At 49.7% G+C, this 14244-nt stretch carries 12 protein-coding genes; 8 read left to right on the top strand and 4 right to left on the bottom strand.

All coding sequences use genetic code 11. The annotated features are described in order from the left end of the window. The 6 genes from ACLR2L_RS08635 to ACLR2L_RS08610 form a co-directional block, all read left to right on the top strand. Positions 1 to 615 (top strand): FAD-dependent monooxygenase (locus tag ACLR2L_RS08635; protein WP_413367438.1); only part of this gene is annotated, 615 nt, incomplete at its 5' end. A gap of 70 nt (positions 616 to 685) precedes the next feature. Beyond that, a complete protein-coding gene (locus ACLR2L_RS08630) occupies positions 686 to 1972 on the top strand; it encodes a DUF6379 domain-containing protein (RefSeq protein ID WP_413367436.1) in 1287 nt (428 codons plus the stop codon). 235 nt (positions 1973 to 2207) lie between these two features. Next, positions 2208 to 4544: a TonB-dependent receptor gene (locus tag ACLR2L_RS08625; RefSeq protein ID WP_413367434.1), complete on the top strand. Its 2337-nt coding sequence runs from the start codon at positions 2208 to 2210 to the stop codon at positions 4542 to 4544. A 69-nt stretch (positions 4545 to 4613) separates the two neighbouring features. Continuing rightward, positions 4614 to 5870 (top strand): MFS transporter, encoded by a 1257-nt coding sequence (locus ACLR2L_RS08620; protein WP_413367432.1) that lies wholly within the window; start codon positions 4614 to 4616, stop codon positions 5868 to 5870. Further along, on the top strand, positions 5863 to 6426 hold the full coding sequence (locus tag ACLR2L_RS08615) for a gluconate 2-dehydrogenase subunit 3 family protein (RefSeq protein ID WP_413367430.1): 564 nt from the start codon (positions 5863 to 5865) through the stop codon (positions 6424 to 6426). The genes ACLR2L_RS08620 and ACLR2L_RS08615 overlap by 8 nt, the downstream gene beginning before the upstream one ends. After that, complete coding sequence (locus ACLR2L_RS08610) at positions 6423 to 8114, top strand: GMC oxidoreductase (RefSeq protein WP_413367428.1); 1692 nt, start codon at positions 6423 to 6425, stop codon at positions 8112 to 8114. The genes ACLR2L_RS08615 and ACLR2L_RS08610 overlap by 4 nt, the downstream gene beginning before the upstream one ends. Before the next feature lie 87 nt (positions 8115 to 8201). On the opposite strand, the gene ACLR2L_RS08605 is transcribed toward ACLR2L_RS08610, so the two are convergent. Then, the gene (locus tag ACLR2L_RS08605) at positions 8202 to 10178 is read right to left on the bottom strand and encodes a glycoside hydrolase family 3 protein (protein ID WP_413367426.1); all 1977 of its coding nucleotides are present in this window, start codon (positions 10176 to 10178) and stop codon (positions 8202 to 8204) included. A 166-nt stretch (positions 10179 to 10344) separates the two neighbouring features. Beyond that, positions 10345 to 10992, bottom strand: coding sequence for a TetR/AcrR family transcriptional regulator (locus ACLR2L_RS08600; protein WP_413367424.1), 648 nt, complete (start codon positions 10990 to 10992; stop codon positions 10345 to 10347). 82 nt (positions 10993 to 11074) lie between these two features. Between ACLR2L_RS08600 and ACLR2L_RS08595 the strand changes: the two genes are divergently transcribed. Further along, on the top strand, positions 11075 to 11308 hold the full coding sequence (locus tag ACLR2L_RS08595; protein ID WP_140960104.1) for a tautomerase family protein: 234 nt from the start codon (positions 11075 to 11077) through the stop codon (positions 11306 to 11308). A 25-nt stretch (positions 11309 to 11333) separates the two neighbouring features. Here the strand turns inward: ACLR2L_RS08595 and ACLR2L_RS08590 are convergent, their stop codons facing one another. Together ACLR2L_RS08590 and ACLR2L_RS08585 are read right to left on the bottom strand one after the other, a co-directional pair. Beyond that, positions 11334 to 12095, bottom strand: a complete 762-nt coding sequence (locus ACLR2L_RS08590) for an SIMPL domain-containing protein (RefSeq protein WP_413367422.1) — start codon at positions 12093 to 12095, stop codon at positions 11334 to 11336. Positions 12096 to 12179: 84 nt separating this feature from the next. Further along, positions 12180 to 13082, bottom strand: a complete 903-nt coding sequence (locus ACLR2L_RS08585; protein WP_413367420.1) for a TIGR01777 family oxidoreductase — start codon at positions 13080 to 13082, stop codon at positions 12180 to 12182. A gap of 92 nt (positions 13083 to 13174) precedes the next feature. On the opposite strand from ACLR2L_RS08585, the gene ACLR2L_RS08580 reads away from it, so the two are divergent. Continuing rightward, positions 13175 to 14233: an AI-2E family transporter gene (locus tag ACLR2L_RS08580; protein WP_413367418.1), complete on the top strand. Its 1059-nt coding sequence runs from the start codon at positions 13175 to 13177 to the stop codon at positions 14231 to 14233. Positions 14234 to 14244 lie beyond the last annotated feature (11 nt).

Raw genomic sequence — 14244 nt, 5'->3', positions numbered from 1 at the left:
GATGCTGCCGCCCCCAAATACATTGGGCAGGGCGTATGGCGTGCTGTACTGCCACGCTTACCTGAAGTGGAAAATACCATGATGTGGGTGAGTCAGCATATTAAAGCGGGTGTGAACCCCATGTCGAAAGATCAAATGTACATGTTCGTTACAGAGAACCGTGCGCAAAATGATTTTCGTGAGCCTGACACCTTCATTGAAGAACTACAAGGTCTGCTTAAGGGCTTCCCTGCGCCTATGGTGCAAACCTTGTCGGGTATGCTGAATAAAGATTGTCTTATTCACTACCGCCCACTGGAGCGCGTAATGATGCCTGCGCCCTGGTACAAAGGCCGTATCGTGTTGATTGGTGACACTGTACATGCCACTACGCCGCACCTTGCCAGTGGTGCCTGCATTGGTATTGAAGATGCGCTGGTGCTGGCTGATGAAGTGGCTAACAAAGCAACGCTTGATGAAGCGCTGCAAGGCTTTCAGGCGCGCCGTTATGAACGCTGCAAAATGGTGGTGGAGAACTCGGGTCGTCTGGCAGAAATTGAAATTGAAGGCGGCGATAAAGAAGAGCACACAGCCATTATGCGTGACTCAGCAATAGCGTTAGCCAAGCCCATTTAACAAACCCGTTTAACCCTTTGCAGGCATGTTGGATTTCCGGCAGGCCTGCTTTTTTATTGCGAGGAAATCTATGATTGAACGATCGATTATTCAGAGCAGGGACGCGAAGAACGTAGTACTGGAAAACGGCCAACCCGGCTTTCAGTTTCAACTGCGAAACCCCAATTACCGGGGCGTTCAAGCCAGCCTTATCGATGGCATTGATGTTACCCTGAATGGTAAATCCTATCCTTGTGAAGCGGCTCAATGGACGCTGCAAGGACAAACCTATTCACTACAGGAAGTTCTTAGCAGCACATCTGCGCGCTGGCAACTTGACGAGCTGGCTACCGTAACTATTCCCGTAGATGCGCCTTTGCTAAATGGTATTTACGATTTACAGGTGTGTGTGTACATTCGCCGCCCCTATATTCCGGGACCGTTTTGTCGCTCTCCGTTCAGAGCCAGTGCCAAAATCGTGGTGGTGAACAGTGGTGTACTAACCGGCCCGCAGCTAAGCGTGTCGACTTACAGTTATACCGGTGATATGTATACACTGATGACCCTGGAAGATGTGATGGCGGATATTGCTGACATGGGTGCCACAGGCATTGAAATGCTGGCCGAAGGTAACATACCGGGGTATCCGACGCCCTCGAATGCCTGGCGGGATGAGTGGTTTGGCTTACTGGAAAAATATCAGCTTACGCCAACCAATCTGGGTACCTGGGTAGACACTGCCATGTGGCAAACCAGCGATCTCACTGTAGAACAAGGCACTGCGCAAATTCGCCATGATTTGCAACTGGCTAAGTCGCTGGGCTTCACGTCAATCAGGCCCAAATTTGGTGTTACCACCATGGAGCTGGATCCGCATCCAATCTGGCAGGAATCCGTATTGCGCTCACTGGATTTGGCCGAAGAACTGGATATTGTGATTTGTCCGGAAATCCACAGCCCAACGCCAATCAAACACAAAGTGACTCAGGACTACATTGAGTTTATTAATACCCATAAGTCGTCAAAATTTAAATTGATGATCGACACCGGGATATTCCAGACAGCGCCTTGTGATGATGGCCATGAAGGTATCGAGGTAAAAGGCGGTAAGCGTCCTCCATTCCTGGAACCATTAAACGTGCCGATGGCGGATTTACAGGAAATCCTTCAGCATGTTTACTTTATTCAAACCAAGTTTTTTGAAATTGACGATCAATTGAATGACTTACATATTCCTTGGCAGTCCATTGTAGAAACATTGCAAAACGCGGGTTGGAAAGGCTGGCTGTCCAGTGAATACGAAGGTCGTCGTGAGCCATACCGCGGTCGTGACCAGGTGCGTCGTCAACACGCGCTACTGCGTAATTTATTAAAGTAACGGATAGTTGGTTTAACAGGTATTCAGCGTTTAGATGGTATGTATGAAAAATATTCACTTAACCAGTAATGTTAATAAAAGTTATAGTTTGTGTAACATTGTTGCGAAGTGTATGCTTTGCGCAACCAACGTTAAACAGCTGACTGACCCCAGCTTTTTTTTGGAGTTAACTTAAAACTCGAATGCTAGTTCAAGTTTTATATTGTTCTCTAAATAACTGAGTAATAACACTATTATGAGAAAATTTGCCTTTAAAAAGAGTGCCCTTGTTGTTGCGTCATTATTGGCTTCTCCGGCCGTTCTGGCGCAGCAACTTTCTGAGCAGGATACAGCAGAAGCATCATCTGGTCTGGAAGTGATTCAGGTAACCGCCCAGCGCCGTGTTGAAAACTTGCAGGAAGTACCGGTAAGCGTGACGGCGATATCGCCCGTGGATCTGGAGCGTAAGAACGTGTCTGACGTTTACCAGATGAGTCTTAATGCGCCGAGCTTTCAGATTGGTGAAGACAACTCTATGTCGATTCGCGGCGCGGGAACCCTGGCATTCTCTACTGCACTGGATTCCAGTGTGGCGGTTGCCTTCGACGAAGTTAACCTGGGCCGTCGCTTTTTGATGGGCGCAGTGTTCAATGATATTTCACAAATCGAAGTATTGAGCGGCCCACAAGGGCTGTTGTTTGGTAAAAATGCCTCGGCGGGTTTGGTGAATATCACCACTGCGAAACCTCAACTGGGTTTTGCCGAAGGGAAAGTCGATGTGGAATACCAGTTACGCGACACCACGCCCAAAGATGGCGCCAGCATCATCACCCGGGGGATGTATAACCTGCCTTTGTCTGACACATCTGCTATTCGCATTAATGCCCATTATGCGTCAGAAGATCCGGTGGCCCGTGCTATTAAAGTCGTTGGCGATCCCAAGATGGACGAAACTACCGATGACTACGGCGTAAAGATAAAATATCTGAACGAACTGAGCGATGATCTGAGCCTGTATATCATTGCCGATACCAACAAGGAATCGGGCGTGGCGGGTAACTTTGACCGCACTTTCCGTTCACTGGGCGAAGGCAGCGGTAAAGCAAACTATGTTGCAGCGGATGGAGTGACTCCCGGTAAGGAAAACCTGGAATACGGTGCCGATGGCGACAATTATCGCGACGTTGAAATGGGCGGGTTAATGGCAAAACTTACCTATGCCATCAACGACAACTATGAATTGTCGAATATTATGGCCTGGCGCTATTACGAGTTGCTGCAAAGCACCGACGACAACATGGCGTCTAACGAGCTGAATATTAACTTCACCGACAGTGAATACGACCAGTTCAGTAACGAAATTCGTTTGGCAATGGACTTCGAATCGGTACGCGGGCAGGTGGGTTTATACTACTTTCACTCAGAACAGTTTCAGGATACGTTCTTAGCCGGTGACGGTTTGTTGCCTGGCTTCCTGCAACCCAATTTTCCGTTCTGCGTGGGAGCAGACCTTACCCAAGGTGGTATGTGCAGCATAAGCAACGACTACTTCCTGGGCGCTGATCGGGTAATGAGTATGGACACCAACAGCACGGCAGTGTTTGGTCAGTTCGACTTTTTGGTAAGCGATGATGTAACTGTTACCGCAGGCCTGCGCTATACCTACGATGAAATCTACATCGATTTGGCGAACTTCCAGCGCTATAACTTCTTCAGTCGCATAGGCACACCTGCGTTGCGTGAAGAGACAAACTCAGCAGATAACGTGTCGGGCAAGCTGTCGGTGCAATATCAGTACGACGCAGACAAAATGTTCTACGTTTCGTATTCACGTGGTTACAAAGGCCCGGGTTATACCGATACGCCTTCAGCAGAACAAACCGACATCTTTATTCAGCCTGAGGTGGTGGATAACTACGAAATTGGCGCGAAAACCATGTGGCTCGACAATCACCTGATTGTCAACGCAACGGCGTTTAGCCAGCAGTTCGACGACTATCAGGTACAGTCGTTTGACGCCACCATTAGTCAGTCAGTGATCCAGAACGCAGCCAGCCTGAGTTCTGACGGGGTGGAGTTGAGTATTACGGCGATGCCGGTTGAATCTCTCACCATTAATGCCTCGGCAACAGTGATGGATTCGTCGTTCGACAGTTTCCCTGGCGCAGCTTGTTATCCGCAGCAGCCAAATTGTAGCGAAAACGGCACCTTTGATGCGGCCGGATTAACCCCGCCAACCGCAGCGAAGTTTACCTCTACTACATCGGCAACCTACGAGTTTGACCTGCCAATCGACGGTTATGGCTTTGTTACGTTCAACTATTACCATCGCGATCCAATCAACTACCTGATTTCCAACGCGCCTCAAACACGTGTTGGCAATGTGGATCAGTTTGGTTTGAACATTGGTGTACGTTTGGATAGTGGCTGGGATCTCACCCTGTATTGTAAAAACTGCACCGACGAAAAAGTACCGGCAGCAACAGGAATTGATGCGGGTGACAGCGCGGTGTATGGCACTGCTTCAGTTGTGCAGAGCTGGGGCTTTAACTCGGTCAGAAACATTGGCTTACGGGCCAGCTACAGCTTCTAACCTGCTTAAACTCAATAGTAAGGCTGCCTGAACAGGCGGCCTTTACGCGTTTATATGAGGAATTGTTTTATGGTTACAGGAAATCACAACCGGCCACAGGGCATTGTGCTGCTATTTGTGCCGGTATTTATCATGCTGGGACCCGTGTTGATTTCGCCTATTGTTGGCACACTGTTTCAGCATTTTAGCGGGCAGTCTTATGCGCGGGTTCTGGTGCCTTTGTTATTAACCGCGCCTGCACTGTGCCTGGCATTGTGTTCGCCGATTGCCGGTAAACTGGCCAATCGGGTAGGGGGTAAAAAAGTACTGGTAGGTTCACTGGCCTTTTACGGTCTGATGGGCGCTGCTCCCATGCTGGTGGATTCATTGTACGGTATGTTGGCGAGCCGCTTATTACTGGGTGTGGCTGAAGCCGGCATCATTACCGGGAGTATGGTGCTCACTGCAGCGTATTTTAACGGCGACGAACGCCAAAAGTGGATTGCCTATCAAAATATAGCGCTGCCCTTAATTGGTGCCGCGTTATTGTTTGCTGTGGGGCAGGTTAGTCGTATCGATTGGCATTACACCTTTGCTTTATACGGTTTGAGCTTTTTGGTATTCATTGCTGCCGCGGCAGTGTTGTATGAACCGGCTAATACCGGCAGCGCTTCAGGATCGCCAGCCGCACCTGTCACTCAGGCCTCTTCACCCTCTTCATCTGCGAGAAGCGTTATTCCGCTTAACACCATGTTGCTGCTGGTGGCACTGGCTATACCCGGCTCTTTGGCGTTTTATGCAGTGCCGGTTAAGTTGTCTTTTGTCTTGCAGGAGTTAGGACAAGGCTCACCCGCCGTGGTGGGGCAAATCATGTCGATGGGATTGATTTTTGGCTCACCGGTTGGGGCTGTACTGGCGCGACTGGTAAAACGCTGGGCGTTTGGTAAAGCACTGGCGCTTGCAATGGCCTTGATGGGTGCTGGCTTAATATTACTTGGGATCGCGTCGGATACCGCAACGGTAACTGCTGCTGTGATCATACAGCAAGCCGGTGGCGGCTTAATGCTGGTGGTGGCTCTCACGTTTGTGCTGCATGTTGCACCGGTACAATTCAGCGGCTCTTATTCTGGTTTCTGGTGGTTGGTGTATACCCTGGCAAACTTTGCCACGCCGTTGGTGCTCACCACTATTGATACGTTTACTTCAAGCAGTGCCGTAACCATGCTGGTGGTAGGGCTGTTTATTGTAGCGTTGCCAATGTGGCTGTTAAATGCCAAGCGGCTTTCTGCCTCAATGACCAGTGATGTACCCGACAATATGCCTGCAAAGGAGGCACTGCATGGCTGATTTAATAAATAATCAACGCCGGGCTGTTCTGGGGGCCATGCTTGTCGCAGCGGGCATAAGCGTGGTGCCACAACAGGTATGGGCCGCGGTAAAAGCCACGCCCGAGTCGCCGTTACTGAATACGCTTTGCGATATCACATTGCCCGATACCGACACGCCCGGCGCTCGCAAAGCAGGCGTGCCTGCATTTGTGATAACGGCAATTGAACACGGGCTGGCAAACTGCCCGGCAACAGCGCTGGCTGACTTCAAAAAGGCGCTGGCGTTGTTGGCCGGGAAAGACTTTTTAGCGCTTAACCCACAACAGCAATTATCACTGCTAACCACCATTGATGACGCGGCCTTTAGCCGCACGCCGGTGAACCACCTGGGCGATGCGCCAATGCTGTGGAAAGCCATTAAAACACTTATTGTGACGGGCTATTACACCTCAGAGGTTGGCGGCAGCCAGGAGCTTCGCTACGTGCTGGTGCCCGGCCGGTTTGATGCCGATGTGCCTTGCGATAATACCACACGTGCATTTTCCAGCGACTGGACAGGAGTAAAATTCGGATGAGTAAGCAAACCTACGATGCCATTGTAGTGGGCTCAGGGATAACCGGTGGCTGGGCAGCCAAAACCTTATGCGAACATGGCTTACGCGTATTGTTACTGGAGCGGGGGCGCAATGTTAGCCATCGCCAGGACTATAAAAATGAAATGAAAGCGCCCTGGGAATTACCCTTTCGGGGTAAAGGTGATAAGCGTTATCTGGACAGTCATAAATCCGTTCAGCAGCACAACGGGCACCTGGATGAATGGACGCAGGACTACTGGGTAAATGACACTGAACATCCCTATCAAACCGCTGGTGATACGGCGTTTAACTGGTACCGGGGTTATCATTTGGGTGGCCGCTCAATTATGTGGGGCAGGCAGTGTTATCGCTGGAGCGATACCGATTTTGCTGCCAATGGTAAAGATGGTCATGGCACTGACTGGCCGATTCGCTACGCCGATGTTGCGCCCTGGTACGACGAAGTAGAAGCGTTCATTGGGGTGTCAGGGGCCAGTGAGAATCTGCCGCAATTACCTGACGGGCAGTTTCAGCCGCCCATGGCGTTAACGCCGGTAGAGCAGTATATGCGTGAGCAAATTGCCGCGCATTATCCGGATCGTTGCCTGACCATTGGCCGCACCGCGAACTTAACCGAAGCGAAGTTAAGCGAAGGCAGGGTAGCCTGTCAGCGCCGCAATATCTGTGGCAGAGGCTGTTCTTTCGGAGCGTATTTCAGTACCCAAAGTTCTACGTTACCGGCTGCCATGGCAACGGGCCGCTTAACCCTCAAAACCGATGCCGTGGTGGATACCGTTGAGTATGACGCTACGCATAAAAAAGTCACTGGCGTTAATGTAATAAACCGGGAAACCAAGCAACGTGAACAATACCGCGCGCGCATGGTGTTTTTATGTGCCGGGGCATTTAACACAGTGGCGTTGCTGCAACGCTCGGTAAGTGAATCCTTTCCCAACGGTCTGGCTAATCACAGTGGCACCCTTGGCAAGTACATTATGGATCACGCCTCTACACTGGGTGTTGCGTCGATTATGCCGGGTTTTGAAAAGCACTATTACTATGGTAACCGGCCTACGGGTATTGTGATCCCAAGGTTTGTGAATCTAACGGAGCAATCTGAATCCTACCTGCGCGGCTTTTCGTATCAGGGCGGGGCATACCGGCCAAGTTGGTCGAGAGGCACTAAACAAGCCGGTTTAGGCGAAGCCTTTAAACAGGATTTGCGTGGCCCCGGCGACTGGAAATTTGTTCTGACCACCTTTGCCGAGTGTTTACCGGTCGAACGCAACGCAATCACCCTGGATTGGCACAACAAGGATGCCGACGGCTTGCCGCAATTGCGCATTGATTTTGCCTTTGGTGAAAACGAGCACAAACTGTTGCGTGCTGCTAAGGAAGAGGCTGCTGCAATGGTGTCGAAAGCCGGTGGAAAAGTGTTGTTTGGTTCAGACCGGCCTAATCCGGGCGGCTCAGCGATTCATGAAATGGGTGGCGCGAGAATGGGTAAAGACAAAACCTCGTCTGTGCTTAATGCCTATAACCAGGCTCACGATATCGATAACCTGTTTATAACCGATGGCGCAGCAATGGCATCGTCGGCGTGTCAGAACCCGTCTCTTACCTATATGGCGTTAACGGCCAGAGCGGCTACCTTTGCTGCCAGCCAGTTAAAACAAAATAAGATTTAACTTCCCGTCATGGCCCTTTGCATGATCCGTAAAGGGCCACAAAGGGCCACAAAGCGCCGCAAAGGGCCACGAAGGGCCAACTCAGTATTACTTTGCGTAGAGTAACGAAAAGCCTGCCGGATACAGCGGATTAGCGCTGTCGTTGGGTAAGGCAGGCGATTGCGCTTCTACTGCACTCATGCTGGAAGGCAGTGCATAGGGCAGGCTACCTTGCGGTGTGATGTCGCCGCTTAACACGGCCAGCAGGGCGCTGTCGCTGGCACCAAAGTTTGCCACAATGGCATCAGACAGTGGTGCTATCTCCGTTAAAATGGCCGGACGCTCCAGAAACACCGCCAGTACTACCGGCAATTGCTCTGGTAGGCTCAACAACGCTTTCATTGCTTCGTCAGACTCCACAAAATTCAGCCGACCTTCATTCTGCATGGCCCCAAAGAAATACAGTGGGTGCAGTTTTTCGCTAGGCGTGGTGGTACGAATAATGGCTAAATCGGCTTCTTCTGGCGTGTCAACCAGCACCGCGCCTGTGTTTGAAATCGCTTCGGCCGACATGCCGGGGGCAAACACTTTTTTGGCTGCAAAGTTAAATGGTAGCAACTTGCTGTTATTTTTAAGCACCACTTGAGACGCAGCCTGCGCTTCGTGAGCCTGCTGCAATATTGCAGGTTGGCCAACGACACTGGCCACGGTATCAACGTCTACGTAGGGATTGTCGAACAAGCCCTGGGCAAACTTGGTGATCAGCACCCGTTTTACTGATTCATCGATACGCTCTAAGGTTAAATCACCTAGCTGTACCGCCTGAACGATCGGCTCTACCGATTCAGTGCCACCAAACTGATCGATACCCGCGCGGATCCCCATCACAAAGCGTTCGTACTGAGAAATATCCTCAACACCCCAGGGCATAGCAATTTCGCCCGGGCCCTGACGTCGGGTAGGCGCTTTGCACTCGTCACTGCAATCGTTGGTGACGCCCCAGTCAGAAATTAACACACCGTTAAACTGATAGGTGCCACGTAGTACATCGTTAAGTAACATGTGATTAAACGAAGGGGCCACTGGTGGAACGGCTTCCCCATTTACACTGGCGTGCTGCAAAATAGGGTAGGCGGGCATAATGGCGCCGGTATGGGCGGTAAACGCGCCGTCAAAGGCGGCAATGTGCTGGGCAAAGGCCTGTTCGTTGGCTACATCGGCGTAACGGCCGTAATAGCTGTGCGCATCAAAACCATCCACTGCAGCACCATAGCCCACCCAGTGTTTCACTACGGTTAATACGCCGTCCGACGTTAAACCCTTATTACTGCCCTGCATGCCGGTAACGGTAGCGGCCACATGCTGGCTGACTTTTTGTGGATCAGAACCAAAGGTTGCATTAATGCGCGGCCAACGTGGCTCTGTAGCTAAATCAGCCTGAGGCGACAGAGCAATGTGAAAGCCCACTGCACGGTATTCTTTTGCGGTTTGACGGGCAAACGCTTCGGTAATGGCCGGGTTATCCAGTGCGCCAAAGCCAATGTATTCCGGCCACTGGGTAAAACCATTGCTGGCGGAGCTTGCGCCTACTACATACTGAAAATGGTTTCTGGGATCGGTACTAATACTCACCGGGATGCCAAGCCGGGTTTGTTCTGCCAGTTGCTGCACCAAATTGTTCTGCACGGCAATGTCGGCAGGTGCCATAGAGAGGCGGCTAATAAAGGTTGATATGTTGCGTTCGAGCACCGGTGCTGTTAAGACATCGATGTCATAACCTACCGAAGAAAATCCCGCAAAGCCTTGTAAGCCGGGCAGGGTGCCATGCACCATTTGGCCTGCTTTCTCTTCCAGCGTCATACGAGCAACTAAATCGTCTGCACGGGCCTCGGGCGATAAACGCCAGTCTTCATAAGGTGTTAATAAACCGTCGCTGTTGAGATCGCGAAAGGTTAATCCGCCTTGCTCAATCACAGGTATAGAGCGGCTGCTTATTAAAACCTGGCTGGTTGTTGGCGCCGGGGCCTGGGAGCAGCCATTTAGAAACAGTGCTGCCATTACTGAAGTGGTGAGTCGTTTTTGCATAATTAGAATTGGCGTTTGATTGAATATACCAAGGCTAACCGACTCACTCTAACGGGTATATCACTTTTTGCTGATAACTCGTATTTACGTAATCGATAGCTTATTGTCTATTCAATAATGCCAATTCAAATGACTACAGCAATGCTCACGATATGACTCATGAGCGTTAACGAGCAAGCGTGGGTGATAACAGGTAATATTGCTGAATCTCAGCGATTTCACTGAGTATTTCTTCCCAGCTGAGTCCGTCGGTAATGGGCTCAAGACTACCAAAACCCAGATAGCGGGCAATGGATACGTGTAAGATGCGGAAGCAGGAGTGAACCGCTTTTTCCTGCTGTTCGCGCTGAATTTCGTTGGCATGCGTTAAAATCAGGTTTTCGTAGAGCGCCTGGCTTTGATGATAAATCTTGGTGCCGGTGGTTGAGATACTTTTGTCGGTTAACGCTATTTTCATAAATGCGCGGATCAACGGTGCGTTGTCACGTAAATGCTCTGCGTACGTCCGGTTGGCATTTTCCAGAATGTCGGTTAGACACTTACAGCGCTGTGCAACGGATTCGATGGCCAGCGATAATTGATCCCACATTTTCTGGTATTCGCGCTTTTGTAGTTCCGATAATAAAATTTCTTTATTTTCAAAACGATAATATATAGAGCCAACAGACACTTTAGTGCGTTTACTTAATTCCTGAAGCGTAAATTCTTCTGGGCCGCGCTCGGTTAGCAGTTTTATTGCGCCCTTGAATATTTTTTCCTGGGAAGCTTTGCTTCGGCTTTGGCGTGGTTGTCTGACACTTGGCGTAGAAGTCATAGTGATATTGAAAGAAACTTCATTACTTAAATAGAATTTTATGACAATATCATAAAAACATGATTTTTAAAGGACTTAGTCTATGCCTCACATTAAAGTGCAAATGTGGCCAGGGAAGAGCCAACAGCAAAAGCAACAATTGGCGGATGCGTTGTCGCAGTGCCTGCAGGATGTATTGGGATCGTCGGAAGCGTCGGTGTCGGTAGCCATTGAAGACATTCAGCCAGACGACTGGGGCAGTGTGGTGTACGAGCCGGAAATTGAAGGCAAACCCGAACTGTTGTTTAAACAGCCCGGGTACTCAAAACCGGTTTAACAACGCTGAGAATTCAGGCCGTTAATTAGGGCTCAATGCGGTAAATCACATTTACGGTTTTCGACAGTTCGATAGTTTGGGGTATAAAAACCGTAGTGCTTTGTAGTCGAGTACGAGTGGCGCTCACCTCGAAGGCTTCGAGACTATAACGTTGCTCAACCCCAAAGCTGGCAAAAAAGTTGTCAAACGAGCCTGAATCATTAAACGCAAACACCTTTCCTAATTTTACATCGAGTCCGGCCGCCATGGTGTGGGCCTTGGCTTTTGCATTCGCGGCGGCGGCTGATATGAGTGACAGCGTTATTTCATCGGCATTGGAAACTGAAAAATGGCTGTCAACATCGGCCACATTTTGCATTTTCATGAGTGCCTCAAACAGCGGCGCGTAATTATCAATATTGTCCAGCTCTACCGTGAAATTGCGGGACATCTCATAACCCAGTATCGCCAGATCCTGATAATTGTCTCCACGTTCACGTTTAGTGTATTTACTGATTTCAAAGGCAGTGATGGCGCTGTCCGGGATGTTCAGCGTCGATAGTACGTTCAGCACTGCTACCGTTGTGTCTGCCAGAATACGATCTGCCGTTTCTGCTTTCTCATCGAAGGTTTCAATGGTGAATGACACGTCTGCGCGATCGGGCGGAAGTTCCTTGCTGGCTGTACCTTGTACCGTAACAAACGGAAAGTCCGGCAACGCAGACGCGTAACCAGCACCATGAATGAATACAAAACTACATAGTACGGCAATCCGCTTAAACCAGCGGCTGTGGGACATAGCAGGCATAAATTCCTCCTTGAAATTTTTGCAACAACATAGCCTGAATTAACGCACTTTGAAAGTGATTATGTTGGGGTAAGGTACCTCCGTTTACGTTAAATCAGCAAAGGCCGACTGTATGTCGGAGTACGTAAACTGAAACCCTGCATCCCTCAATTTTTGCGGGATAACGCGTTGTCCGGTTAATAATAGGTCTGCCGCTTCACCCATCATTAACCTTAACGCAAATGCAGGCATGGGAAAGATGGCCGGCCGGCCCAGTGAAGCGGCGTATGCTTTCACAAATTCACGATTGGTGACAGGCGAAGGGGCAGTGAGGTTGAATGCACCTTCACACTGCGGGCGTTCAAGTAAAAACACAATCGCTGCCACCATATCCTTAATGTGGATCCACGACATTACCTGTTTACCAGAGCCAATAGGACCGCCCAACCCTAAAGAAAACGGTAAGCGCATTTTGCTAAGTGCTCCGCCGTCATCCGACAGCACTACACCCGTTCTCAGCAAACAAACCCGGGTTTTTGTTGCAGCCTGAAGGGCAATACGTTCCCATTTTTCACAGACCTGATGGGTAAACTCGTTATGTACGTTGGCATGCGCTTCGGTAACGGGCGTATTGCCTTGTCTGCCGTAATAGCCAATCGCCGAGCCAGATATAAACGTGTGTGGGGGATGTTGCGATGCCTGAATTTTATTGACTACTTGCTGGGTTATTTCCCAACGGCTGTTACAAATGCGGGCTTTTTGTTGCTCTGTCCAGCGTTTATCGGCTATTGGCTCGCCCGCCAGATTTATTACTGCATCGAATTGATCAAAGTTCTCGAACACATCCAGCGACCTTACTGCGTTAATATGGCCTGGTAACGCAGAGGTTGCTTTTGCAACATCGCGACTAAGCACAGTAATAGCGTTAGCAGGCTGTGATTTTTTGGTCAGTGCCTGAATTAAATGACGCCCGATCAAACCGGTGCCACCGGTAATTAAAATGTGCATGAATGCTCCTGTTGAATGCTGCGAGCAAGGACTACCTAAAAAGTAGTAAATCTGGTAGCGTGGTCCTTTGTTTCACGGACCAGAATAAAACTATGCCTATTCAATCGCCTACCGCTAAAGCCTTGCTTATTTTCGCCAGCTTAATTGTTATTTTTGCCGGCATCAAAGCAGCGAGTACCATTATGGTGCCGTTTTTTCTTTCTGGCTTTATTGCCATAGCGTGCGGCCCTTTAATTAACTGGCTGGCCCGTTACCGGGTACCCCGCTGGTTATCTATTACCTTAGTTATACTGTTGATCGTGATTTTTGGTTTTATGCTGGCTGGATTAGTGGGCCAGTCAATGAGCGAATTCAAAGAAAATATGCCCCAGTACCGGGAAAAACTGTCGGGTGAATTTGCCTGGGTGGTGGCGCAGCTGCAAACGTTTAATATCCACGTAGACAAAGACCTTATTGTGTCTTATTTGGATCCGGGGATGGCCATGTCGATGGCCACCAATTTTTTAAGTGGAATGGGCGGTGTGTTGTCGAATCTGTTTCTCATCTTGCTAACCGTTATCTTTATGCTGTTTGAAGCGGAGAGCATGCCGCGCCGGTTACACGTGGCCCTGGCCGATCCCAACATGAAAATGCATCACATCGACCGGTTTATTCAATCGGTTAACAGCTATCTTGCCATTAAAACCGTGATCAGTTTGTTCACCGGTTTACTGGCGGGCATCTGGTTGTACATTTTAGGTGTTGATCACTTCTTATTGTGGGCAGTGCTGGCTTTTCTGTTTAACTACATACCCAATATTGGCTCTATCATTGCTGCCGTTCCAGCGGTGCTGATGGCTCTGGTGCAATTTGGTGCGGGTGAAGCCGGTTTAGTGGCCCTGGGGTACGTAGTTATAAACACCGTAATGGGGAATGTGATTGAGCCGCGTTTTATGGGCCGTGGTTTAGGTTTATCCACGCTGGTGGTTTTCCTATCTTTGATATTCTGGGGTTGGTTGCTGGGCAGTGTGGGCATGCTGTTGTCGGTGCCGCTTACCATGATTGTAAAAATTGCCCTTGAATCCCGCGAAGAAAGCCGCTGGCTTGCTGTTTTGCTGTCCAGTGACGAGGATTTAAAGCCGGTTGAAAAGGCGCCAGCGGCAGAGAGTTAGCACTGGCGCTG

Source organism: Alteromonas sp. AMM-1, from assembly GCF_047290655.1.
Classification (GTDB): Bacteria; Pseudomonadota; Gammaproteobacteria; order Enterobacterales; family Alteromonadaceae; genus Alteromonas; species Alteromonas mangrovi.
This window is presented reverse-complemented; position numbering and strand designations above follow the sequence as displayed.